This is a genomic window from Arsukibacterium sp. UBA5043, assembly GCA_002415085.1.
In the GTDB taxonomy this organism is placed as follows: Bacteria; Pseudomonadota; Gammaproteobacteria; order Enterobacterales; family Alteromonadaceae; genus Alishewanella.
Map to the genome: position 1 here is coordinate 208,919 of DIBV01000001.1, position 22,771 is coordinate 231,689.

At 48.3% G+C, this 22,771-nt stretch carries 24 protein-coding genes; 17 read left to right on the forward strand and 7 right to left on the reverse strand.

The genetic code is table 11. From position 1 onward, the window contains the following. Positions 1–74: 74 nt before the first annotated feature. From B2Q61_RS00955 to B2Q61_RS00980, 6 genes are all read left to right on the forward strand, one after another. The gene (locus tag B2Q61_RS00955) at positions 75–3,362 is read left to right on the forward strand and encodes an efflux RND transporter permease subunit (RefSeq protein WP_290616690.1); all 3,288 of its coding nucleotides are present in this window, start codon (positions 75–77) and stop codon (positions 3,360–3,362) included. Beyond that, positions 3,359–6,442, forward strand: coding sequence for an efflux RND transporter permease subunit (locus B2Q61_RS00960; protein WP_290616688.1), 3,084 nt, complete (start codon positions 3,359–3,361; stop codon positions 6,440–6,442). The genes B2Q61_RS00955 and B2Q61_RS00960 overlap by 4 nt, the downstream gene beginning before the upstream one ends. 251 nt (positions 6,443–6,693) lie before the next feature. After that, the gene (locus B2Q61_RS00965) at positions 6,694–7,254 is read left to right on the forward strand and encodes a TMEM165/GDT1 family protein (RefSeq protein ID WP_290616686.1); all 561 of its coding nucleotides are present in this window, start codon (positions 6,694–6,696) and stop codon (positions 7,252–7,254) included. 140 nt (positions 7,255–7,394) lie between these two features. After that, positions 7,395–7,976, forward strand: coding sequence for a hypothetical protein (locus B2Q61_RS00970; RefSeq protein WP_290616684.1), 582 nt, complete (start codon positions 7,395–7,397; stop codon positions 7,974–7,976). A gap of 52 nt (positions 7,977–8,028) precedes the next feature. Then, the gene (locus tag B2Q61_RS00975; RefSeq protein WP_290616682.1) at positions 8,029–8,505 is read left to right on the forward strand and encodes an NYN domain-containing protein; all 477 of its coding nucleotides are present in this window, start codon (positions 8,029–8,031) and stop codon (positions 8,503–8,505) included. Between the two features lie 101 nt (positions 8,506–8,606). Next, complete coding sequence (locus tag B2Q61_RS00980; RefSeq protein WP_290616680.1) at positions 8,607–8,984, forward strand: DUF1622 domain-containing protein; 378 nt, start codon at positions 8,607–8,609, stop codon at positions 8,982–8,984. A 104-nt stretch (positions 8,985–9,088) separates the two neighbouring features. On the opposite strand, the gene B2Q61_RS00985 is transcribed toward B2Q61_RS00980, so the two are convergent. Beyond that, the gene (locus B2Q61_RS00985; protein WP_290616678.1) at positions 9,089–10,261 is read right to left on the reverse strand and encodes a lipase family protein; all 1,173 of its coding nucleotides are present in this window, start codon (positions 10,259–10,261) and stop codon (positions 9,089–9,091) included. A 27-nt stretch (positions 10,262–10,288) separates the two neighbouring features. Beyond that, positions 10,289–10,822, reverse strand: a complete 534-nt coding sequence (locus tag B2Q61_RS00990; protein WP_290616676.1) for a carboxypeptidase-like regulatory domain-containing protein — start codon at positions 10,820–10,822, stop codon at positions 10,289–10,291. A 214-nt stretch (positions 10,823–11,036) separates the two neighbouring features. Here B2Q61_RS00990 and B2Q61_RS00995 point away from each other — a divergent pair, with 214 nt between their 5' ends. Next, positions 11,037–11,798 carry an esterase/lipase family protein gene (locus tag B2Q61_RS00995; RefSeq protein ID WP_290616674.1) on the forward strand — a complete coding sequence of 254 codons (762 nt, stop codon included), beginning with the start codon at positions 11,037–11,039 and terminating at the stop codon, positions 11,796–11,798. A gap of 266 nt (positions 11,799–12,064) precedes the next feature. Then, entirely contained in the window at positions 12,065–12,304 is a 240-nt protein-coding gene (locus B2Q61_RS01000) for a hypothetical protein (RefSeq protein ID WP_290616672.1), read from the forward strand. A gap of 24 nt (positions 12,305–12,328) precedes the next feature. On the opposite strand, the gene B2Q61_RS01005 is transcribed toward B2Q61_RS01000, so the two are convergent. Together B2Q61_RS01005 and B2Q61_RS01010 are read right to left on the reverse strand one after the other, a co-directional pair. Next, entirely contained in the window at positions 12,329–12,667 is a 339-nt protein-coding gene (locus B2Q61_RS01005; RefSeq protein ID WP_290616670.1) for a YajD family HNH nuclease, read from the reverse strand. A gap of 82 nt (positions 12,668–12,749) precedes the next feature. Next, a complete protein-coding gene (locus tag B2Q61_RS01010) occupies positions 12,750–13,430 on the reverse strand; it encodes a glutathione S-transferase family protein (RefSeq protein ID WP_290616668.1) in 681 nt (226 codons plus the stop codon). A gap of 176 nt (positions 13,431–13,606) precedes the next feature. On the opposite strand from B2Q61_RS01010, the gene B2Q61_RS01015 reads away from it, so the two are divergent. From B2Q61_RS01015 to B2Q61_RS01025, 3 genes are all read left to right on the forward strand, one after another. Beyond that, the gene (locus B2Q61_RS01015; RefSeq protein ID WP_290616667.1) at positions 13,607–14,242 is read left to right on the forward strand and encodes an NAD(P)-binding oxidoreductase; all 636 of its coding nucleotides are present in this window, start codon (positions 13,607–13,609) and stop codon (positions 14,240–14,242) included. Positions 14,243–14,510: 268 nt separating this feature from the next. Beyond that, the gene (locus tag B2Q61_RS01020; RefSeq protein ID WP_290616665.1) at positions 14,511–16,355 is read left to right on the forward strand and encodes a M2 family metallopeptidase; all 1,845 of its coding nucleotides are present in this window, start codon (positions 14,511–14,513) and stop codon (positions 16,353–16,355) included. A 128-nt stretch (positions 16,356–16,483) separates the two neighbouring features. Beyond that, on the forward strand, positions 16,484–17,401 hold the full coding sequence (locus B2Q61_RS01025) for a matrixin family metalloprotease (RefSeq protein WP_290616663.1): 918 nt from the start codon (positions 16,484–16,486) through the stop codon (positions 17,399–17,401). 65 nt (positions 17,402–17,466) lie between these two features. Here the strand turns inward: B2Q61_RS01025 and B2Q61_RS01030 are convergent, their stop codons facing one another. The 3 genes from B2Q61_RS01030 to B2Q61_RS01040 form a co-directional block, all read right to left on the reverse strand. Then, positions 17,467–17,964, reverse strand: coding sequence for a PEP-CTERM sorting domain-containing protein (locus B2Q61_RS01030; protein ID WP_290616661.1), 498 nt, complete (start codon positions 17,962–17,964; stop codon positions 17,467–17,469). 301 nt (positions 17,965–18,265) lie between these two features. Then, positions 18,266–19,054, reverse strand: a complete 789-nt coding sequence (locus tag B2Q61_RS01035) for a hypothetical protein (protein ID WP_290616659.1) — start codon at positions 19,052–19,054, stop codon at positions 18,266–18,268. Between the two features lie 196 nt (positions 19,055–19,250). Continuing rightward, complete coding sequence (locus B2Q61_RS01040; RefSeq protein WP_290616657.1) at positions 19,251–19,763, reverse strand: lactoylglutathione lyase family protein; 513 nt, start codon at positions 19,761–19,763, stop codon at positions 19,251–19,253. Positions 19,764–19,900: 137 nt separating this feature from the next. On the opposite strand from B2Q61_RS01040, the gene B2Q61_RS01045 reads away from it, so the two are divergent. The 6 genes from B2Q61_RS01045 (at position 19,901) to B2Q61_RS01070 (ending at position 22,750) form a co-directional block, all read left to right on the forward strand. Continuing rightward, positions 19,901–20,791 carry a LysR family transcriptional regulator gene (locus tag B2Q61_RS01045; protein ID WP_290616655.1) on the forward strand — a complete coding sequence of 297 codons (891 nt, stop codon included), beginning with the start codon at positions 19,901–19,903 and terminating at the stop codon, positions 20,789–20,791. Between the two features lie 122 nt (positions 20,792–20,913). After that, positions 20,914–21,087 (forward strand): DUF3012 domain-containing protein, encoded by a 174-nt coding sequence (locus tag B2Q61_RS01050; RefSeq protein ID WP_290616653.1) that lies wholly within the window; start codon positions 20,914–20,916, stop codon positions 21,085–21,087. A 65-nt stretch (positions 21,088–21,152) separates the two neighbouring features. Continuing rightward, a complete protein-coding gene (locus tag B2Q61_RS01055) occupies positions 21,153–21,665 on the forward strand; it encodes a GNAT family N-acetyltransferase (protein ID WP_290616651.1) in 513 nt (170 codons plus the stop codon). A 162-nt stretch (positions 21,666–21,827) separates the two neighbouring features. After that, entirely contained in the window at positions 21,828–22,160 is a 333-nt protein-coding gene (locus B2Q61_RS01060; RefSeq protein WP_414631476.1) for a type II toxin-antitoxin system RelE/ParE family toxin, read from the forward strand. 1 nt (position 22,161) lies between these two features. Next, entirely contained in the window at positions 22,162–22,446 is a 285-nt protein-coding gene (nadS, locus tag B2Q61_RS01065; protein ID WP_290616649.1) for a NadS family protein, read from the forward strand. A 130-nt stretch (positions 22,447–22,576) separates the two neighbouring features. Beyond that, the gene (locus B2Q61_RS01070; RefSeq protein WP_290616647.1) at positions 22,577–22,750 is read left to right on the forward strand and encodes a DUF3012 domain-containing protein; all 174 of its coding nucleotides are present in this window, start codon (positions 22,577–22,579) and stop codon (positions 22,748–22,750) included. Positions 22,751–22,771 lie beyond the last annotated feature (21 nt).

The window sequence follows — 22,771 nt, forward strand, 5'->3', positions numbered from 1 at the left end:
CACACTACGCCCGGCACTGCCGGGCTTTTTAGTACAGTAACGATTAAAAAATAAAAAATACTGAAAAGGAATTAATGATGAAACTGGTTGATGTAGCGGTGGCGCGCCCGGTTACGATATGGATGTTTACCTTTGGCATCCTGTTATTTGGTTTGGTCTCAGCAGGGCGGCTGGCCGTTAATTTGCTTCCCGATCTCTCTTATCCCAGCTTGACCATTCGCACCGAATACCTGGGGGCTGCGCCAGTTGAAGTTGAACAACTGGTCAGTAAGCCGATAGAGGAAGCATTGGGCATAGTTAAAGGCGTACATAAGGTGCAATCGGTCTCACGCTCTGGTCGTTCTGATGTGGTGCTGGAGTTTGACTGGGGCACCGATATGGATTTGGCAATGCTGGAGGTACGCGAAAAACTTGATGTACTCATGCTACCGCTGGATATTGAAAAACCCTTGCTGTTGCGCTTTAACCCTAATTTAGACCCCGTAGTGCGCCTGGCATTAAGCCGTGCAGGCGGCATCAATACAGAGCAGGAATTGGTAACCTTACGCACCTACGCTGAAGAGGATTTACGCCGTAAACTTGAGGCGATGCCCGGGATTGCCGCAGTGCGACCCGATGGTGGCTTGAGTCAGGAAATTCAGGTATTAGTTGACCCGAATAAACTGAGTCAGTTGCAGCTGGATATCGGGCTAATCAGCAGCCGGCTGGCAGAGGAGAATATCAATTTAGCCGGTGGCCGGCTTGAAACCCCGGGCTACGATTTTCTGGTACGTACCATCAACCAGTTTGCCGACTTGTCGGCCATTGAAAACCTGTATCTGGCTAACGTTGGCAGTTCGCAAATACGTTTAAAAGACGTGGCCACTGTGGTCGATGCGTTTGCCGACAGAAAAAGTGTTACCTACGTTAACGGCGCTGAAGCCATTGAAGTTGCCATTTATAAAGAAGGTGACGCTAACATTGTTAAGGTTGCTGAATCACTGCTGGCGCAGTTACCTGCTCTTCGTAAAGGATTACCCCAGGATTATAATCTTACCCTGGTATACGATCAGTCAGCGTTTATTAAACAAGCCATCAATGAGGTAAAATCGGCCGGTATTATCGGTGGCTTACTGGCGATGCTGGTCCTCTATTTATTTTTACGAAATGTCTGGGCTACTGTCATTATCTCAGTCTCCATTCCTGTTTCTATTATTGCTACATTCAATCTGATGTACGGTCAGGGTATTACCTTAAATATGATGAGCCTGGGCGGCATAGCGCTGGCAGTGGGTTTGCTGGTCGACAACGCTATTGTGGTGCTTGAGAACATTGCCAGACACAAAGAGCAGGGCAAATCTGCGCCAGAGGCGGCCAGAACAGGCACCGGCGAAGTGGCGATGGCCATCACGGCGTCAACTCTGACAACAGTTGCGGTTTTCTTTCCACTGGTATTTGTTGAAGGAATTGCCGGCCAGCTTTTTAAAGATCAAGCCCTTACCGTAACTTTTGCCTTACTGGTGTCGTTAATTGTCGCGTTGACGCTTATTCCAACTATGGCGGCTCGTCAGCGTAAAATACTAACTACTGACGATACTGAGTCGGCAGGGACTCGGGTTAAAGGCAGCCGCTGGTATCACAAAGTTGGCCGCATACTGCTGTGGGTGCCAAAGATGATCGCTAAAGGCCTGTATTATTTTATGCTTGGGGTGTTAAGCCTGCTTACCCTGATCTGGCGTGCCATCAGCCGGGTATTGGGCCTGTTGTTCAAACCATTATTGTTTGTGGTACAAGTGAGTCTGGACTGGCTAACCCGTGGTTACCGGCGTTTGCTCAGCAGCGCTTTGCATGGCAAAGTGCTCACTATCAGCTGTACCTTAATCATTGCCGCGTTATGTTACAGCCTGCTGCCACGACTTGGCGCCGATGTCATTCCTGAGCTGGCTCAGGGCGAGTTTTATGTTGAAATTCAGCTACCAATTGGTAGCGCTATTGAACAAACCGATACGGTGATTAAAGAGCTTGCCGCTATTGCTGCTCCACTGGTCGGGGTGGCTCGCAGCTATGGCCAGGTAGGGACTGGCGCGCAAATGACGGTAGACCCTACCATTGGTGGCAGCCATTGGGGCCGGCTAAACATAGTAATGCAACCGGGCAGTGAACCAGAACTCGAGCAGCAGGTAGCCACACAGCTGCGCCAGCACATTGCCACTATGGCCGGGGTAAAAGCCCGCTTTGATCGCCCGGAATTGTTTAGTTTTGCTACGCCGCTGGAAATTGAACTTACCGGTTTTGAGCTGACAGAATTAAAACAGGCGGCGGATCAACTGGTAACCAGCCTGGCTGCGGAACCACGTTTTACAGATGTTAAAACCAGCTTGCGGCCCGGCCAACCTGAAATTACCCTTTATTTTGATCATGCCCGCTTGGCGCAACTTGGCATGACTGCCCAGCAGGTTGCAAAACGGGTAGCCGTGTATGTAGGCGGGGAGGTTGCTGGCCAGTATTCGGTCAATGACCGCAAAATTGATATCCGGGTGCGGTTGGCTGAAGAATACCGGCAAACTGAGCAGCAACTGGCGGCACTTATTATCAACCCCGGCAGTGCGCAACCTTTGCCTTTATCAGCGGTGGCAGATATTCGTCGTGAACTGGGTCCCAGCGAAATAACCCGGGTAGCGCAGCAGCGGGTGGCTATTGTCAGCGCCAATCTGGCTTTTGGTGATTTAGAGCAAGCTACCACTACGGCCCGCGAGATTGTCGCCAAGCAAAGCCTGCCTTTTGGCGTCGGTGTGGTTGTTGCGGGCCAAAGCGAAGAGATGCAGCGCGCCTACCGTTCGCTGACTATGGCGTTATTACTGGCGGTCTTTCTGGTTTATCTGGTGATGGCCTCGCAGTTTGAAAATCTGCTGCAACCATTATTAATTTTATTTACCGTGCCGCTGGCCGGCGCCGGCGCCGTACTCGGCTTATGGTTAACCGATACCCGCTTATCCGTTATTGTATTTATCGGTCTGATTATGCTGGCCGGTATTGTGGTCAATAACGCCATCGTACTGATAGACCGGATTAATCAGTTACGCCAAAGTGGTATGGGGCTAACTGAAGCCATTGTCGAAGGTGGTACCAGCCGTTTACGGCCGGTACTGATGACCACGTTGACAACGGTACTGGGCTTGTTGCCCATGGCGTTGGGGGGGGGAGATGGCAGCGAAATCAGGGCGCCGATGGCGATCACGGTTATTTTCGGTCTGATGTTATCTACCCTGTTAACGCTGGTGTTTATTCCGGTGCTATATGCCTTATTTAGCCGCCCGGCGGCAGCCGATGGCAGTCGGGTTCAACCTGTTGCGCTCGATAATCAGACGCAGGAGGCTTTATGACTGAGAAGCCTTTAGCCCTTACCAGGCTGGCGTTAAGCCGTCCGGTCACTATCACTATGCTGTTTATTTCGCTGTTGCTGTTTGGCGGTCTGGCAAGCCGCTTGTTACCGCTGGAAATGTTTCCGGGTATCGATATACCGCAGCTGTATGTCAATGTCCCTTACAATAATGCCAGTCCGGCGGAGGTAGAGCGGCTGATTACCCGGCCACTGGAAGAAGCATTGGCGACAGTAAGTGGGATTAAACAAATGCGCAGTTTCTCCAATGAAAACTCCGGCGAAGTGTCGCTGGAATTTAACTGGAGCGAAAACATTGGTAGCAAAAGTCTGGAAGTACGCGAGCGCATTGATACGGTGCGACATTTATTGCCGGATGATGTGGAGCGGGTACTGGTATTTCAGTTTAATACCGATGACATGCCGATTTTCCAGCTGCGTATATCTTCCGAACGCGATCTGGCCATGGCATATGATTTACTGGAACAGCAAATTAAGCGGCCGCTCGAGCGGGTGCAGGGCGTTTCTAAAGTAGAGTTGTATGGCGTGGAAAAACGTCAGGTGATTATCCGGCTTAATCCGGATAAGTTAAAAGCCTTGAATGTTGATGCGAATGCTTTGCTGGCGCAACTTCGCGGCAGTAATTTTGCGCTTAGCGCAGGCGAGCTTCGCAGTAGTGAGCAAAGTGTTTTAGTTAAGCCGCTTGGTGAGTATCGAGAGTTGGCTGAAATAGAGCGCTTGCCGGTCAGACCGGGGTTAATGTTGCGTGACGTTGCCAGTATCGCTATGGAACTGCCAAAACGGCAAGATGGACGTCATTTAAACCAGACTTATGCCGTTGGCATGAATGTGTTTAAAGAATCAGGTGCCAATCTGGTTGAGGTAGCCAATGCTGCGATGGCGGTAGTGAAGGCGGCTGACAGCAACCCGGCGTTTAACGGTATTAATCTGTACATCATGGACGATGTGGCTGACGGCGTAACCACCTCACTAAAAGACTTGCTGATGGCCGGTGCAATAGGCGCCTTGTTATCTTTTGTAGTGTTATATTTATTTTTGCGCCATTTAACCACCACCCTGGTGGTGGTGTTGTCGGTACCGAGCGCCATTATCATTGCACTGGGTGCCATGTATTTTATGGGCTACAGTCTGAATATTCTCAGTATGATGGGGCTTATGCTGGCTATCGGGATGCTGGTAGATAATGCGGTGGTGGTTACCGAAAGTATTTTCCGTGAGCGGGCCGCCGGCGGTGATGTACGGGCGGCTACCGAACGGGGCGTGCGCCGGGTAAGCCTGGCGGTACTGGCGGGTACCGCGACGACCGCGATTGTATTTTTGCCCAATATTATTGGCCAGAAAATGCAGCTGACTATCTTTTTAGAGCATGTGGCTATCGCCATTTGTTTATGTTTAGCCATATCTCTGGTGATGGCATTAAGTTTAATCCCGCTGCTTACCACTAAATTAACCGTTACACCGGTAACAGATGCAAAAGGCAGCAGGCTCGATCGCGTTTATAAACGCAGCCTGCAAGGGGTAATGAACTGGCCGAAGTTATCGGCGTTGGCTGCCGTTCTGGTGCTAGCCAGCATTGTTGTGCCGAAAAATTTAATTGGTTCGGCTAATGAAGATGGCGGTGACAATGGCCGGTTGTTCCTTAATTATCATATTCAGGGGAATTACAGTCTGGAAGAAGTGCGGGATGAAGTCAGTCAGATGGAAGCCTATCTCTACAGTCGTCAGGATGAGCTGCACATAGAGTCGGTTTACAGTTATTACACTGCCGGATACGCCATGTCGATCATTCTGCTAAAAGATCAGCCACCACGCAGCCTGGAGCAATTAAAAGATGATATTCGCAGTAATTGGCCAGTGTTGGTCAGGGCGCGGCCGGTATTTGGTTTCGGTGGTGGTGGAGGTATGCAACTGCATTTGCTGGGTAATTCTACCGAAGTGTTGATGGAATTGTCTGAGATGCTGGTCCCTATGCTTCAGGCGCTACCTAGTCTGGAGGATGTCACCTCAGCGCTCAGTGATGATCAGCAGGAAGTGCAAATAATCCTGAACCACCAGCAACTCGAACGCTATGGTATCAGTGCACAGCAAGTCGCCCAGAATGTATCATTGGCCCTGCGTGGTGTTAATTTACGCACCTTTCGCAGCCCCGAGCAGGGCGAGCTGCTGCTGCGGCTGATTTATGATGAAAAAATCAGCCACTCCCTGGCCGAATTGCAGCAACTGCCGGTTACCGAAGCAGATGACGTGGCCATTACATTGGCGCAGTTGGCTGAGCTGAAAACGGTGCCGAGGCTATCAACCATTCGCCGTTTTGATCGCGCCACCGGCATCGCTATTCAGATGAACCCGGCAAAAGATTCTGATATGGATACAGCCCGGGCAGACATTGAACAGTTAATGAAAAGTGTCGCCCTGCCAGAGGGGTACCGCTGGTCGTTTCGTGGCAGTTTTCAGCGTCAGGATGAAGAGCAGCAGGTAATGATGATCAATATGCTACTGGCAGTAGCGATGATTTATATTGTGATGGCGGCGTTGTTTGAATCATTGCTGCTACCCACGGCGGTTATTGGCTCACTGCTGTTTTCCATGGTAGGGGTATTCTGGACCTTCTTGTTCACCGGCACCGGTATGGGGGTGATGGGGATGATTGGCATGCTGGTGCTGATGGGCATAGTGGTTAACAATGGCATCGTGCTGGTGGATCGGATTAATCAGGATCGGGAATTGTTGCCGCAGCAGGAATTAAAAATTACCATTATTCATGCCTGCGAAGCACGGTTAAAACCAATATTAATGACCGTGTCAACTACGGTACTGGGCTTGTTGCCATTGGCGATGGGCGGCACCCAGATCGGCGGTGGCGGCCCAAGTTATGCGCCGATGGCGATTGCGATTATTGGGGGGTTATTATTCTCGACCCTGACCAGTTTGCTGTTAGTACCATTAACGTATTACGGTCTGTTAAAACTTCGTAGCGCGTGTGGCCGGTTGGTTGGACGCAGCAAAAGCTTAACGGACAAAGTACTGCTGGCGGCGAAACCTGAACGCTCACCGCCAGGCTAATTTTGAGTTGCGCAGGGCGGGAAGAATTCGTACAATGCCAGCCGTCCTTAGGGGAGTAATCGGCCTGGTAACGTGGTGCAGTGCATTAAGCATTGCAAAGGTATAGCAGGCGGTGCGGTCAACATACTTGTGCCACCTGCACATGGCCGGATCATAATTGATGAGACTTAAGACATAGTGCCGGCCCATAGCGGGAGTCGGTGTTATGTCTTTTGTTTTTTGCTATTAAAAGCATCCCGCCGAGAGTTGTAATGGACGCGTTATTTTCTTCCTTTTCTGCTGTTGCTATTGCCGAAATTGGCGATAAAACTCAATTATTATCTTTATTTCTGGCGGCTCGGTTTCGGGCCAAAGGCGCTATTATCGCCGGTATTCTGGTGGCTACCTTACTAAACCATGCTGCTTCGGCCTGGCTTGGGGTCTGGCTGGCCCAGTTTATTGCACCGGCTATCGGCCCCTGGTTGCTCGGAGTCTCTTTTATTGTGGTCGGGCTCTGGTTACTCATTCCAGATAAAGACGATAGTAATGAGACCGGTGTCCTTAAATATGGCGCTTTTGCTGCCAGTTGCCTGCTATTTTTTCTGGCAGAAATTGGCGATAAAACCCAGATTGCCACGGTCATTCTGGCTGCTACTTTTGACGAGGCTGTCTGGATGGTTATCTGGGGCACTACGCTCGGCATGCTGGCGGCCAATGTGCCAGTGGTTTATGCCGGCAGCTGGCTGCTGCAAAAAGTGTCGCTGGACTGGGCAAGGCGTCTGGCTTGTACCGTATTTATCCTGCTCGGGCTAATAACCATCATTGCTGCCTAGCAGCGCTAAGGCAGTGGCATGTGATCAGCCTGGGTTCAGCCAGTATCGGTTGTTATAGCCTGTAAATTGTAGCTCAAAGCTTAAGACTGTCGGCGAGGAGGCAACTTCTGATAGTTCAGGCTGAAAAAGGAAAGATAACTATGAAACCAATGTTTTTTGGATTGCGAGTGGGCATGCTGGGCTTACTGGCATTGATACCTGCGGTGGCACAGGCCGATACCGTTTTGACGGAACAAAACCTGAGCCGGCTGGAGGCGGCCTTACCGAAACTGGCAAAAATAAAGCAGGACGATGTGAGTTCGCTACATAATGTAAGGTTGCAGCGCCATTGTGACTGGCCGCGCCACGCCAATGAAGTACGCTCGCAACAGCAAGGCAAAAGCTATCTGGCTGAAGTGGATAAAATACTGGCCGAGCATCAGTTAAGCCCGTCATTGTTTATGGAATTAACGGCTAAGGCAAGCTGGCCACTATTACAATCCTTGCAGCCGGTATTAGCAGTAACCCGGCAAACCTTAGCGTTTTTGCCTCAAACCCAGCGCCAACAAGCTGAGCAACTGTTGGCGCAAACGGATAATATGACGCTGGTAGTGGAGCCTTGTTTAAGTGACGCTGACACCAGGGCGCTACGCCAGCATCAACAGCGACTCATTAATCTTGCCGGCAAGTTGCCAGGCAATATTTTGCCCTTGCAGCCGGGGTTTGCAGTCGGTACTGAATAACAGTACTTCACCAAAAGCATATGTTAATGATAAAAGCCTGTAAAGGAGCCGGATGAACAGCGTAACCATTTTGGTAGATGTGCAAAATATTTACTACACCAGCCGGCAGGCTTTTGGCAAAAGCTTTGACTACAATGCGTTCTGGGCCGAGGTTACTACCGGGCGTAAAGTGGATAAAGCGATAGCCTATGCGATTGATCGCGGCGATGAAAAGCAGCGCCAGTTTCAGAATATTCTGCGGGCGATTGGCTTTGAAGTGAAACTTAAACCCTTTATTCAGCGCGCTGACGGCTCAGCTAAAGGCGACTGGGATGTGGGTATTACGCTGGATGCAATTGAATTCGGCCAGCACAGTGATGTGTTGGTGCTGGCATCAGGCGACGGCGATTTTGCCCTGTTGGCGGAGCGTCTGATCAGCAGATATCAGACTGAAGTTGAAGTATATGGCGTGCCAAGCCTGACTGCACAAGGCTTGGTTAATGCAGCAAGCCGGTTTGTGGCTGTTGGTCCGCAATTATTACTGGGTTAAATTTTCCCGAACCCGTCGTAATTATCGCAGTTATTACCCTATCTTAAGTTAGGCTATGCTTAGAGATACAACTTAACGTCTTCAATGCGAACGGAGGTATTTTGGCTAACGGAATGACAGGTTTGCTGGGTAACTGGCCTGAGTGGTGCGCAGTGGCCATTGAGATGTTAGGCATTGGCATTATTACAATTATTGCGGTGTATTCGTTGCTGCATGGCATCATTCGCCTGGCTAAGGGCGATTCGCCCCGTTCAATTCAGCAGGAAATTCGTCAGCGTCTGGGCCGCGGTATCTTACTGGGGCTGGAGTTTTTAATTGCAGCCGATATTATTCATACTGTGGCGGTCGAACTGACCTTTTCAACCGTTGGCGTATTAGCCCTGGTGGTGCTGATCCGGACTTTTCTGAGTTTTACCCTGGAAGTTGAATTAACCGGTAAATGGCCCTGGCAATTGCGACGCTCTGAAACACCTGAGTAAACAGGCAGCACACTGCTGAGCTGGTGGTTTCTCAGCTCGTTATTCCTGCCGTAAATTGACGTTGCTGCCAATCATTGGGGCGGAACGGGCGCAGTCGTTTAGGGTTACATAATACTGCTAATCGCGTCTCTGGCACTTCGATACAGCGTGGCAAAGGTTCTGTCGAAAACCCAGCGGATAAAGTTAAACGTAAGCTGTGTTACGGTGGTTACTGCCTGGCGGGCAAAGGCCAGCATGTGACCGAGCAGACCCCGGGTTTGTTCAGCAAAATGAGTTGACGCTTTGGCGATACTCTCTAATGATCGCGCCAGTAAATCGTAAAAGGTAAGTGCCGTACCAATGGTGGCTTGTGCCATGACGGCGCTATAGTAACCTGCATCCTTTAACAGGGTAATCAATGCGGCAGCTATTTTATCCGCCCAATAAGTCGAAAATGAGGCCTGATGGCGGTTTTCGTACTTCAAACGCACCTGGGAAAAATGCAATGCTGAGCGCTGGTTAAGCGCCTGCCAGCTGCGACTGTTGGCAGTATTCAGATAACCAGGTGATTTATTCTCAGCCATACCATGAGCTTCAACATTGATACCTGAACCACTATCCAGCCGGTACTCTGTACCCTCATAGGGTGCATGCACAAAAGGCCACAACGGGATCATTGGCACCGGATCTGCGCCATGGGTGCAGCGATAAATTGCATTAAGGGTAGCGGTATGCTTCTTTGCAAACGCATGCATACCGACCCGCGGGGCACCAAAGGTATAAAGATTAACTTTGCATTTAAAGCGGTTTGTCAACCAATCTGCTGTCAGTGAGGCAAGAGCGCCTCCCAGGCTGTGGCCAACACAATGCACGGTAGTTGAGCTGTTTCCTGCCAGCAAGGGCGCCAGAATTTTCTCCAGCGCCGCTTTTAACGAGCTGAAAGTTTTGTTAAAACCGGCGTGCACTGCGGTGCCGTTGTCACCGCCTGTCACCCCGATATTGCCATTTGTCAGCCAGTCGCGGTTAATGTGGCTGCCGCGGATAGTGACAACATAGTCGTTAGTAAATTGATTTATCCCTTTGCCTACTAAAGCAAAACCGGTAGTTTTATTAAACAGACTGAACAACGTGCCACCTGATACTCCCTTCACCGGACCTTGGGTCAGATCGAAACTGAAACAATTTTTGGCTTCAAAACTTCCAAGATTTAGCCGGTAAATGCCCGATGCTGACGGGCGTTCAATTTGATAAGCAATTTCTGCCAGTTCGGCAGCCACCCGGGGTGTCAGTGCAGACATAGCTCGCTCCTTGTGTAGCGACATTGGTTACGATTTTCTGTTTTCCCAGCGACAAATGCTGAAGGTACTATGCGGAAAATCAGGGTTTTCGATATTAGGGAATACCTGTTCCTGTTCGGTGTCGCTCAAATCACAGTTCAATGCTGCCAGACGCTGCACAATGGCTTGCTGGGGCGTCAGGCTGGAGGTGGTTAAATACCAGAGCAGATAAGTGTCTTGCTGGTAATGAATGACGATCACCTGACGAGTGCGCAGCTCCTGCAGCGTTCCGGGCTTGCGCGAGCGAATGCTTTTTTCCGGGAAACTAAAATTACCGCTATCATCGCTGATGGCGGTATCGACATATTCTTTGTCATAATGTAGTTCTCGCGATACGGTGGCACCGGTAACTGGAGCGCCATTTAACAGTACTTTGCCCTGTACGGCGGGCGACAATTGCACATCATGCTTTTTTAACCAGTCAAACATATCTGCGAAAACCTGTTGGGAAAAAACCAGTAACGTCAGCAATATTACCCATATTGCCAGAGAGGAGGCTTGCTTTAGCCGGGCGTTAAACATTTAGTATGGTACTTTGGCCAAAAACAACGTTGCCAAAATATAGCAAATAATAAATTAATGTAAATATATTATTTGTGAAACTTAAGTTAAACCGATGAGGTATCGGCGGCAGTCTGGTACCGAGTACAGTCAGCAAAAAACTGCAGCGTGACAACCACGCTTGGGTGCAGTAGCCTAGCCAGACTAAACAAACAAGTGAAAGTGACCATACGCGATGCGCATAATATTTGCTTCTGTGGCCTTGCTGATGTCATGTTACAGCGCAGGCTCAGATTGCGTTGTACTACTGCATGGGCTGGCTCGCACGGCTTCGGCGATGGAAACCATGCAGCAGGCATTAACCGACGCCGGCTACTACACCGTAAATGTTGATTATCCGTCGCGCCAGCATACCGTTGAAACGCTGGCACCAATGGCAATTAACCCGGCATTGGCAAAATGCCGGGCTGAACAGGCACCAGCAATTCATTTTGTTACCCACTCGATGGGCGGTATTTTGCTGCGCCACTATACTGCAGACCATCAGATCGCAGAGCTGGGCAGGGTGGTAATGATGGGCCCGCCTAATCAGGGCAGTCAGGTAGTCGATAATTTAAAAGATGTACCAGGTTTTGAGGCATTTAACGGCCCGGCGGGTATGCAGCTGGGCACAAGTGAACAGGATTTACCCAGACAGTTGGGGCCAGTTACCTTTGAGTTAGGTATTATTGCCGGCACCAGCTCAATCAACCTGCTGCTATCAAACTACCTGCCAAATCCCGATGATGGCAAAGTATCACTGGAAAATACCAAAGTAACCGGAATGTGCGCGCTGGTAAGCGTCAACGTATCACACCCTTTCCTGATGAAAAGACAAAAGGTCATTACCCAGGTACTGCATTTTTTGCAGCAGGGTAAATTTAGCGGTGATAATGCCGGACACTTTGTCTGCCCGGCACAATTAACATCGACTCAGGCCACGATGAAACCAGACTAAAGATCTGGATAGTCCGGCGATTTTTACGCCAGGCCAGTCGCTTGTTCCAAACGGCCATGCCTAACTCAACGGTGATACTTGCCGTTTGTCAGAAATCTAAACCGTTTGTCTAAACTGTCTGTGAAACTGTAATAAATGTTTTGTATGGTGGTTATGGCTATTTTATTTATAAAGCTAAACAAGTTTATTTATAAAGCTAAGGGAGGTTGAAATTAGGCTTTTCAACCCGTTCGCATGTTCGTCTTATTATAAAAGGTGAGTACCTAATGGAAACTGCTGTTATTGAAAGGCGCCAGTCGACCAGGGAAATGCAACCGTTCTGGGATGAACTCAATCTGGCACAAAAATTTTCCGTGGCTGAACTGCAACGTTTTGGTTATGAGCTATCTTTCGTTCGTCACGTTACGTCGGGCAGTATGGCAGTCTTAAGAGCCGGTAATAAGTTTGCCGCCATCAATCACGAAGGCGAGATTAATACTGCACCTGACATCAGCATACGTCATTAAACATTTAAAGGCAGTTGTTAGTGGTTACTCGTTTTTTTTCAACAAAGCTTTTAGATCCGCAAACGGGTTATGAGTAGCCGCTGCCACTTTTTGCTCGGTAGTGCCGCCATACATCACAAATTCATGAAATTTATTGTGCTCATTGTCATGACAATAAATACACAGTAATTCCCAGTTGCTACCGTCGCTCGGGTTATTACTATGGTTGTGATCGACATGATGCACCGTCAGTTCCCGCAAATTAGAATGAACAAATTCGCGGGCACAACGGCCACATACCCACGGGTACATTTTTAACGCTTTATCACGATAACCCTGTTCCTGTTGCTGATAAGCCTGGGCGCCGTTGCTGTTTTTACTCATTACTGTCTGCTCTGTCCGGTTTATAGGTTTTAATCAGGCTAAGCATACCTTAGCCAATTGCTGGCGACACTGCTTTTTGGCATTAATTCTGTCGGTAGTCTTTGATGATCGTGCCATATAAACCCATTTCTGCTTCATGACCGGGTTCGCGCCAGCTTTCCAGCAGTGCTGCCTGATACCATGCCTGCATCGCCGGTAACTCAAGCAGCAGCTCGACATAGGCCATGGCATTGTTACTTAATTTTAAATCAAAGCTTTGCACCCGAAATGCCACCGGCGCAAAAAAAGCATCGACTGCGGTAAAAGAGGTTCCGGTCAGAAACGGCCCGCCGAACTGGTTTAAACCTTGTTGCCATAGCTCGTCCAGCCGGGTCAGCTCTTTTGCCAGCGCCGCCGGTGGATTTTTTAATTGTACCCGGGCGCCACAGTTCATGGTGCAGACATTACGCAATGTCTTAAAGCCAGCATGCATTTCGCTGGCCGCGCAACGGGCATAATTACGTGCCTGAGGATCGGCCGGCCAAACGCCCACATGGCGCTCTGCCAGGTATTCAACTATCGCTAAGGATTCCCACACCACAGTATCGCCATCATGCAGGCAGGGTACGGTGGCAGTTGGTGAAAACTGACGAAAATTGTCATAGTTATCCACCTGAAACTCCTGTAGTTTCTCGTCAAAAGGAATGCTCAGGTGTTGCATCAGTAACCAGGGGCGAAGCGACCAGGACGAGTAGTTTTTATTGGCGATAAACAATTGATACACAGGCACCTCCTTGGCATAAGTTGCTAAAGATTACGCTGGTTGTGCTGTAGCTTCAAGCCTGCTATTTCGTTTAGTCGCCAATCAAATGCGGTAAAGATTACTATTTTCCCTTTAAAAGTGCCCCAACGATCCCAAGGTCTTACTGAGCTATAATCAAGTTTAATTAGGAGTGAAAGATGAAACAGACACTCATTATCGGTGCCAGCGGCCAGATAGGTAAAATGGCTACGAGACTGTTGCTCGACGCGAAGCAGCACGTTAAAGCGCTGGTTCGTGACAAAACTAAATTAAGTGATATTACTAACGAGCGGCTGGCAATTACCGAGCAGAACCTGGAAGGTGAATTTGGGGATGCATTTGCCGGCTGCGATCAGGTGATTTTTGTCGCAGGATCTGGCGGTGACACCGGCACAGATAAAACCATGCTTATCGATTTATGGGCCGCAGCCAAGGCTGCGCGATATGCCAAAGCGCATCAACTGCAACACTTCATTATGATTAGCTCAATCGGGGCTGATGATCCAGAAGCCGTTGAAGGTGATATGAAACCCTATATTGTTGCCAAACATCTTGCCGATCAGCAGCTTATTAGCAGTGGCGTACCTTATACTATTATCCGGCCCGGCAGACTGACTGACGACGACGCTTCCCTGAAAATCTCTACAGTCAGGCCCGAGGATAATAACAAACTTAAAATCAGCCGGGAAAACGTGGCCCACGTGCTGTTGCATGTTGCAACCAAAGCAGAACCACACAACCAAATTATTGAGATATTTGACGGTGAGCAGCCGATTGAAACTGTGCTGAATTAACTGTTGGCGGTATGCGCTGGTAACACGCCATGGCAGCCAGGCGGAAAAATTGCTTATGGTTATAAAGTAGCGTAAATATGCTGACAGGTGGCGGCCTTTTCGTGCCTTGCTGGACGATACCAGCAGCCAGTAAGAAAGGCCGACTATACTCACTAATAGCGTAACGAAAGGCTAGGGACGAAGCCAAAGATATGCCTATACTAACTCGGAAAATGTGGATAAAAACAATAACCCGCTATCGGGATAGCAGGCAACAAAAGGTACATTAATGAAAACGCTATTTAAACTCTCACTTACTGCCGCTTTAGTCAGCTCAGCGCTGTTGCTCAGTGGCTGTGGCAACGACAATACCCCGCAGCAAACGTCAGTTTCGGTCGAACAAAAACAACTGACCGAAGCTGATGCCAAACAATTTCTGGCCGCAGCAGAACAAAAACTTATTGCGCTTTATCTGGAAGCAAATCGGGCTGAATGGATTTATGCCAACTTTATAACCGAAGATACGGCTTCCCTGGCGGCTGATGTAAATGAAAAACTGACCCTGGCGATGGTTAACCTGGCAAACGAAGCCGCCCGCTTTGATAAGGTTGAGCTGTCTGCGGACAACCGGCGCAAATTAGACAAGTTGAAACTGGCATTAACGTTACCGGCTCCGCAAGACCCTGAAAAAACGGCTGAAATGGCCAAAATTGTGGCTGAGCTGGGCGGTATGTATGGCAAAGGCAAATATTGTAAAGCGGATGGCAGCTGTTTATCACTGGGTGAGATGTCTGCCATTATGGCTAACAGCCGCGACTATGATGAATTGCTGGAAATGTGGCAGGGCTGGCGCGAAATAAGCAAACCAATGCGGCCGTTATATCAGCGGTTAATTGAGTTAACCAATGAAGGTGCCGAAGAGCTCGGTTATGCCGATACCGGGGCAATGTGGCGTTCAAAATACGATATGCCTGCCGATGAGTTCGCTAAAGAGCTGGATCGGATATGGGGCCAGGTTAAGCCATTATACGAATCATTGCATTGCCATGTGCGCAGTAAACTGGCAGAGCAATACGGCGTCGATAAAGTCCCGCTGGATAAACCTATTCCTGCCCATTTATTAGGCAATATGTGGGCGCAGAGCTGGGGTAACATTTATGAGCTGGTGGCGCCCAAAGATGCCGATCCGGGTTACGATGTGACAACGCTGCTGGCCACCCATAATTATGACGAAATTAAAATGGTGAAAGGGGCTGAAGGGTTTTTTACTTCATTGGGGTTTGAACCCTTACCTGAGACGTTTTATCAACGTTCATTGTTTGTGAAGCCAGCCGATCGCGATGTCGAATGCCATGCTTCAGCCTGGGACTTAGATGCCAAAGACGACTTACGGATCAAAATGTGTATCCAGCGCACCGGTGAGGAGTTCTCGGTAATTCACCACGAGTTAGGGCATAACTTTTATCAGCGTGCTTATAAACACCAGCCGGTTTATTTTCAGGAAAGTGCCAATGATGGCTTTCACGAAGCCATTGGCGACACCATCGCCCTGTCTGTTACCCCGGACTATTTAAAGCAGATTGGTTTGCTGGAAAATGTGCCGGATGAGTCCAAGGACATAGGCTTGTTATTAAAAATGGCCATGGATAAAATTGCCTTTGTACCCTTTGGTTTGCTGGTAGATAAGTGGCGCTGGCAGGTATTTAATGGCGAAATTACCCCACAGCAGTACAACGAAGCCTGGTGGCAGCTGCGGGAGAAATATCAGGGCGTAGCCGCACCGGTTGCGCGTTCAGAAGCCGATTTTGACCCAGGTGCCAAATACCATGTACCAGGTAATGTACCTTATACCCGTTATTTCCTGGCGCATATTCTGCAGTTCCAGTTCCATAAAGCGCTGTGCGATATCGCTGGCAATGAAGGCCCGGTGCATCGCTGCTCAATTTACAACAGTAAAGAAGCCGGCGCTAAGTTAAATACTATGCTGGAAATGGGCTCAAGCCGGCCGTGGCAGGAAGCACTGGAGGTGGTAACCGGCAAGCCAGAAATGGATGCTACTGCGATCCTGGCTTATTTTGCGCCACTGCAGGCGTATTTAGACGAGCAAAATAAAGGCGCGCAATGCGGCTGGTAATTTAAATATCGTGGCTTAGAATTGGCGCGTTCAGCCCAGGTTTGCGTAACGCATTATCTGAGATGAGGCGCCATTTTTTTACTTCTTTATTTAAAATATGCTGTTGCTAACTAATATAGGAATAAACCATGCTGGCCAGATTAGTGTTTTTAGCGCTGCTGTTAGTAGGCAGTTATTTGCTGCTATCAGCATTTGCCGGCGTTAAGCAATCATCGCCGCAAGTGCTGCAGCAGCGGGCAGAGCAGGCACTGGCACAGCAATTATGTCAGATACCGATACTATGGCGCATTGGTCAACTTGACCCTGCATTTTCGTTAGCTGCAGACCAAGCCGAACAGGCTGCCCATAATGCTGCAGCACAGTGGAACAATGCCTTTGACCAGGAACTGTTTCGCTATGACAGCGTGAACGGTTTTCCAATTAATTTTCAATATGACGAGCGTCAGCAGGCTATGTTGCAACAAGCCTTGCTGGAACGAAACCTGGCTCGGTACGACACGAACATAGATCAGCGTGCAGCCACTCTGAATCAGCAACGCAGTCAGCTGCAGCAACGCCAGCATGAATTTGAGCAACAAAACCAAAGGTTAGCAGCAGATATCGCTGCATTTCAGCAACAAGCAGCTAATGCCAGCGAGGCTGAAGTGACCGCGCTGCAACAGCAACAACAGCGGTTACAACAGCGTCAGCAACAATTGCAGCAACAGGCTGACGTGTTGAACGAGCAGCAGGCCCAACTATTGCGTGAAAACCAATATCTGAATGAAACTGTTACCGACCGCAATGCACTATTGGCAGACCAGCAGCCGCTTCGGGTGTCGGAAGTCGGTTTAATGGAAGTCACTCACAAACAGCGGAAGATGACCATTTTTGCTTACAGCACGCCTGCAGCACTACAACTGACCCTGGCGCATGAATTTGGCCATGCTCTTGGCCTTGGCCACACCGATAGCAGTACCTCGGTAATGCATTACGCGCTGAACCCCGGGCAGCAAAGCCTGACGACAGATGATATTGCCGCGCTTAAGCAGCAGTGTGGGTTTTAAGCAAAGAGGTTGTTGAGATAATCAAGCTATCTGTTAGCAGATAGCTTGATTAATAAACTGCATGATCACTTAGCAGTTTTGAATTTGCGCCGGCCAAAGGCTGCGCCCGCTAATACCAGACCAAACAGCGCCAGAGTAGAAGGTGCAGGCACGGAGGTAACACTGATACTGGCATCAGAGATAAATAACTGATGACCACCGCCACCACCTACGGTGTAGTACAGACGCAGCGAGCTTCCAGCTGGCGCCATAATATCCCTGATAGAGAACATTGCAGTTATCGGGTCATGTGGTGCAAGATCGATATACACCGGGTCAAGGTCATTAATCTGATAGAAAATACGGCCTTTCTGATTACCCCAGCCCTGATCGTTCCAGGTCATAAGTAAATCGAAAGACAGCATTTTGCCTTGAATACCATCAAGCATATCCCACAATATCAGAGCATCAGATGGTGTGGCGTCATTAACTCTTGGTAAGTCAAAATTATTGATAATGCCCGCTTTCGCGTTAAACACCATTAAACTAATTGTTATCAGCAGCACATTTATTATTTTTTTCATGTTTTTCCTTAACTACATGTGTAAATCCAATGCCCTAAGTTAGGGCCGAGTTTTTAAGCAAAAATCGCGCCTATTTTATAAGTGATTGATAGTAGCTGTTTTATGTTTTTTTAATGTCGGGATGTTTGGTGAGTTGTAAAATAAACCAACAGTGAAATTAATAATTTATCAAATTTTACAAGGTTTGGTTACAAAAGCATTGGTTAGTGCTGTAAATAAGATATTTCATACCTGCAGTGACATAGGCTGTTTTATCAGCGCCGTTTCAGCCTGGCTGAGATTTTCAAAGTGGCTATACAGATTAGTCAATGCCATAGGGCGTTAAGTACGTATCAATCTCTCCTGTTAAATATAAGTTTGTAACAAAGGGATCAATTATTTCCATCAATAATTTTGCGGTTTCAGGGTGCTCAGGGCTATAAGCGACGACATGTTGGCCTGCTGTAGACAGTGTGCCGGCGCTAACGACAGAAACAATATTTTCATTGTTATTTTCCCGATTAAAGCGGGCTAATTCATACTGAATAAACGCCTTGTCATCTACTATCGCGTCTATCCTATTGCTTAATAGTAACTTTATCAGTCGAGTGTACGCATGCTCACCGCCTATAAAAAGTACCTTACTATTTGGGTTTTCTTTCTGCTTTTTTAAGTACTCATCAAACTCTTTATGCGCAAATGTATAACCATCAACCACACCAATCATAATTTCGTTCCAGCTGTCTGACGACGTATATCGCCACTTAAAATCTTGTCTTACAAAAAACTGGTTATTGCCAAACCTAAGTACGGCGTTACCAATAATAAGATCGGGCGCGTCTGCTTGATAAATATCAGGTAGGGCGTGGGCTTCGCCGCTGCGAACCATACTCAATGCTCTTTTATAGGGTACGATAGTAAAGTTCATCGTATGATTTTGTGTTGCTAACGCATCCCGCAAAATGTCGATAACAAAACCCTCCCTGCCTTCGACGACAGGATCACAAATAAAAGGACAAAAAGTAGAGTCAACAAATTGAAATTCTTCAGCCAAAATAGTACTGCTAAAACAGAATAAGAATATCGCGGCAAGCGTTGGTGTTTTAAACATTTAACCTGTTCCTTTTAAAATCAAGGTTATGTTTAGTAAGGTTGCAAAAGCTATCGGTGATGTGAGCCTTATAATAGCAGAAAAGTGGTACGTCAATTTGGGTATAAAGAGCAAGCTGCTAATAATTTTAGTGCTAGCCAGCAGATTAAAGCAAAATAGGGCGCTTGTATCGCGCCCTTAACGTTTGTCGTTGCTGTTAATTATAGGCGCCGCTGGCATAATGTAACTCATAGCTGTGGCTGTAAATCTCCAGAATATTGCCAAACGGATCTTCCATATAAATCATCCGATAAGGTTTCTCGCCCGGGTAATAATAACGGGGGGCTTTCATTCGTTTTTTACCACCGGCGGCAACAATGCGCTCGGCCAGGCCTTCAACATCAGGGTCTTGCACGCAAAAATGAAACACCCCGGTTTTCCAGTATTCAAAGTTGTTCTCAGGGTTTTGTTGATTCTTAAATTGAAATAACTCAATGCCTATTCTGTCACCGGTCGACATATGGGCGATGTGAAAATGATCCCAGCCTGCGCCAAATACATCGGTACACATCAGGCCAATGGGAGATTCATCCTCGGTAACCTTAGTGGGGGCCATAATTAAATACCAGCCCAGCACCTCGGTATAAAATTTTACCGCAGCATCTAAGTCTGGTACCGAGATGCCAATATGGGAGAACGTTCTGGGATAGGTTTTGGTGGCGTCTGTCATGGTTTAGCTCCTGTATTTACTTTAGCTACTTTTTTAGCTGAACACATTTATGTTAGCTGTACAGACTTATGTTAGCTGGACAGTGTGCTAATAAAAAATTATCATTAATTATTAAACTGATAACTAAAATTTATAGCATGCTTAATCCGCAATGGCTGGCCACCTTTATAACGCTGGTTGAAACCGGCAGTTTTACCCGCACCGCCGGGCTACGGTTTATGACCCAGCCCGGTGTTAGTCAGCAGCTTAAAAAGCTGGAGCAAAGCTGTGGCACGGCATTGGTGGTGCGATTAGGCAAGGGCATCGAGTTAACCGAGCAAGGTCGTCAGGTGTATGAGTACGCACTGGCGCAACAGCAGCGGGAAGAGCAGCTTTTCGATAGCCTTAAATTTGATGCGCCTTATGAAGGTCGATGTGTTATTGCCTGCTCCGGGGCATTGGCACAGCGCATTTATCCGTCGCTGCTGATGCTGCAACGCCAGCATCCGGGGTTGACTATTCAGCTTGAAGTGGCGCCGCATCGCAGTATCTTTCAGGGCATTAGCCAATCAACAATTGACCTTGGCATCAGCACGCAGCAGCCAGACGAGGATAATTTTAGCTATCAGCAAGCCGGTACCGAACCACTAGCGTTAATGTTACCGGCGAATATTAACGGTAATAGCGATATTATTTCCAAGCTGATGTCGCTGGGGCTGATCCAGCACCCTGATGCCAGTCATTATCTGAATTTGTATTTCAGCCATTGTGGCGATCACGCCTTATCCGATTGCGATCCGGCCATATTTCGCCAGTCAGGCCGGATTAACCAGCTATCACAAATTTTATTACCGGTTAGCAAGGGTCTGGGCTTTACCGTACTGCCCAGCAGTACCCTGAAGCACTTTGCTGATGCAGCAGAGGTAAAGCAGTACGAAGCACCCAACAGCGTGAGCGAACCACTGTACTTTGTTACCTCGCGCCATCGCCAACTGGCGGCTCGGTATGACGTGGTAAAAGCGGCGTTGATAGCGGTGTTAAATGACTAATTACGCCGCCGGCAGACAACAACAAAACCTAAGCAAACCATGTGACGAAAAAATTAAAGCCTTGACCAAGCTTGGTTTTTCGGCAAATGTAATCGCCAATTTAAGCGTGAAGAGGAAAAATAATGAAATTAGCAGCGTTAATCGTACTGGCAACAGCTTTACTACTGACAGGTTGTGCCCCAGAAGTAGGCTCAAAAAAATGGTGTGAGCAGTTAGAAAACAAACCCAAAGGCGACTGGAGCGCCAATGAAGCGAAAGACTTTGCCAAACATTGCATATTTCGCTCAGACGAATAGGCCATGCTAATGCTGGCATAGCGCTGGGATAGCGCACAGCACTGAAAAACATAAAGTAGCCTGAAATGAAGATAACAACTTCTCGCTTAACTATGGTTTCACTTACCGCAGCCGACTGGCCGTTGTTTCAGGCTTTGCACACTGAGGCTGCTGTAATTGCCTTGTGTTTTGACCCGCCCACTGAGGCTGAGCTGCAACAAAAGTTTCAGCATCGGCTAACGCCCTGGCATAACGCCGCAGAACATTGGTTGTGTCTTGCCATTATTTTGCGTGAAACAGGGCAAGCGATAGGCGTAACTGGCTTATGTTTAACCAGCGGTGAAGCAGAGGTGGGCTATCTGTTGTTGCCGCAGTTTTATGGCAGGGGCTTTGGCACTGAATCGCTAATAGCGTTAGTAGATTGGGCGACAACAACCCAGGGCATTACTAAGTTTAAAGCGGTAGTGACAGAGGGCAATATTGGTTCAGAGCGGGTGCTGGAGAAAGTCGGTTTTAGTTTGGCTGCAGTAGTACCGGCTGCCCATACCATTGCCGGTAAGCGCTATGCCGATCATATTTATCAGCTGGATGCCTTCTGAAACTGCCGGCTTGCTAAAAACCTGAGGCTTAGCAACCAAGCTAATCCAATGTAGGGGCGCATTTTGTGCTCTAACATTTCTGGCAGGGAGCATTAGCTTGGATAATTAAATCTCAAGGTGTACTATGTACATCATTGGTGACTTACAAGGAGGGAAGTTTTGATATGGCATGCCATCGAGTTTATTGAGACATCGCTATTTACCAAGCAGATCAAGCAAATTGCTACTGATGACGAGCTAAGGGTACTGCAACTAGAGCTTATCGCTCAGCCGATGAAAGGCGATCTGATCACAGGTACTGGTGGGCTACGCAAGGTGTGTATGGCAACTGCTGGGCAGGGTAAAAGCGGCAGCGCCAGGGTCATCTATTTTCTGGCAACGGCAGAAGTTATCTATATGCTGCTGGCCTATGCCAAAAACGAGAAAGACAGCCTGACTGCAGCTGAAAAAGCTGAGTTAAAGCAGTTAACCAAGTTACTTAAAGGCGAGGTGTAGTATGAGTATCTTTAATGATTTAAAGGATTCTCTGACCGAAGCGGTGGAGATTAAGCAAGGGCGCAAACAAGCAAGCCGGGTAACCCGCTATGAGGTGGCTGATGTTAAAGCGCTGCGTGAAAGCTTAGCCATCACTCAGGCGCAATTAGCCCAGGCACTGGGTACCAGTGTTGATACCATTAAAAGCTGGGAAAGCAAACGCCGCAACCCAACCGGCCTGGCCGCCAAAGTGCTGGCCACGATTCAAGACAACCCCGAGTTCTACCACCAACTGGCTGCGCATTAAACTGGCTGGTACACCAAACCATCTTACGGGCGCATTATTGCGCCCTTTGTTTTTGCAGCAAATAAAGCCTTGACCAAGCTTGGCTTTTCGGCAAATGTAATCGGCAATTTAAGCGTGAAAAGGTAAAATAATGAAATTAGCAGCGTTAATCTTACTGGCAACGGCTTTACTACTGACAGGTTGTGCACCGGAAGTGGGCTCGAAAAAATGGTGTGAGCAGTTAGAAAATAAACCCAAAGGCGACTGGAGCGCCAACGAAGCGAAAGACTTTGCCAAACACTGCATTTTTCTCTCAGACGAATAGGCCATGCTAATGCTGGCATAG

What these genes read in the sequence shown, in the direction of transcription:
- B2Q61_RS00955 (WP_290616690.1), top strand. Translation starts at nt 75, where the DNA reads ATGATGAAACTGGTTGATGTAGCGGTGGCGCGCCCGGTTACGATATGG.
- B2Q61_RS00960 (WP_290616688.1), top strand. Translation starts at nt 3,359, where the DNA reads ATGACTGAGAAGCCTTTAGCCCTTACCAGGCTGGCGTTAAGCCGTCCG.
- B2Q61_RS00965 (WP_290616686.1), top strand. Translation starts at nt 6,694, where the DNA reads ATGGACGCGTTATTTTCTTCCTTTTCTGCTGTTGCTATTGCCGAAATT.
- B2Q61_RS00970 (WP_290616684.1), top strand. Translation starts at nt 7,395, where the DNA reads ATGAAACCAATGTTTTTTGGATTGCGAGTGGGCATGCTGGGCTTACTG.
- B2Q61_RS00975 (WP_290616682.1), top strand. Translation starts at nt 8,029, where the DNA reads ATGAACAGCGTAACCATTTTGGTAGATGTGCAAAATATTTACTACACC.
- B2Q61_RS00985 (WP_290616678.1), bottom strand. Translation starts at nt 10,261, where the DNA reads ATGTCTGCACTGACACCCCGGGTGGCTGCCGAACTGGCAGAAATTGCT.
- B2Q61_RS00990 (WP_290616676.1), bottom strand. Translation starts at nt 10,822, where the DNA reads ATGTTTAACGCCCGGCTAAAGCAAGCCTCCTCTCTGGCAATATGGGTA.
- B2Q61_RS00995 (WP_290616674.1), top strand. Translation starts at nt 11,037, where the DNA reads ATGCGCATAATATTTGCTTCTGTGGCCTTGCTGATGTCATGTTACAGC.
- B2Q61_RS01000 (WP_290616672.1), top strand. Translation starts at nt 12,065, where the DNA reads ATGGAAACTGCTGTTATTGAAAGGCGCCAGTCGACCAGGGAAATGCAA.
- B2Q61_RS01005 (WP_290616670.1), bottom strand. Translation starts at nt 12,667, where the DNA reads ATGAGTAAAAACAGCAACGGCGCCCAGGCTTATCAGCAACAGGAACAG.
- B2Q61_RS01015 (WP_290616667.1), top strand. Translation starts at nt 13,607, where the DNA reads ATGAAACAGACACTCATTATCGGTGCCAGCGGCCAGATAGGTAAAATG.
- B2Q61_RS01020 (WP_290616665.1), top strand. Translation starts at nt 14,511, where the DNA reads ATGAAAACGCTATTTAAACTCTCACTTACTGCCGCTTTAGTCAGCTCA.
- B2Q61_RS01025 (WP_290616663.1), top strand. Translation starts at nt 16,484, where the DNA reads ATGCTGGCCAGATTAGTGTTTTTAGCGCTGCTGTTAGTAGGCAGTTAT.
- B2Q61_RS01030 (WP_290616661.1), bottom strand. Translation starts at nt 17,964, where the DNA reads ATGAAAAAAATAATAAATGTGCTGCTGATAACAATTAGTTTAATGGTG.
- B2Q61_RS01035 (WP_290616659.1), bottom strand. Translation starts at nt 19,054, where the DNA reads ATGTTTAAAACACCAACGCTTGCCGCGATATTCTTATTCTGTTTTAGC.
- B2Q61_RS01040 (WP_290616657.1), bottom strand. Translation starts at nt 19,763, where the DNA reads ATGACAGACGCCACCAAAACCTATCCCAGAACGTTCTCCCATATTGGC.
- B2Q61_RS01045 (WP_290616655.1), top strand. Translation starts at nt 19,901, where the DNA reads ATGCTTAATCCGCAATGGCTGGCCACCTTTATAACGCTGGTTGAAACC.
- B2Q61_RS01050 (WP_290616653.1), top strand. Translation starts at nt 20,914, where the DNA reads ATGAAATTAGCAGCGTTAATCGTACTGGCAACAGCTTTACTACTGACA.
- B2Q61_RS01055 (WP_290616651.1), top strand. Translation starts at nt 21,153, where the DNA reads ATGAAGATAACAACTTCTCGCTTAACTATGGTTTCACTTACCGCAGCC.
- nadS (WP_290616649.1), top strand. Translation starts at nt 22,162, where the DNA reads ATGAGTATCTTTAATGATTTAAAGGATTCTCTGACCGAAGCGGTGGAG.
- B2Q61_RS01070 (WP_290616647.1), top strand. Translation starts at nt 22,577, where the DNA reads ATGAAATTAGCAGCGTTAATCTTACTGGCAACGGCTTTACTACTGACA.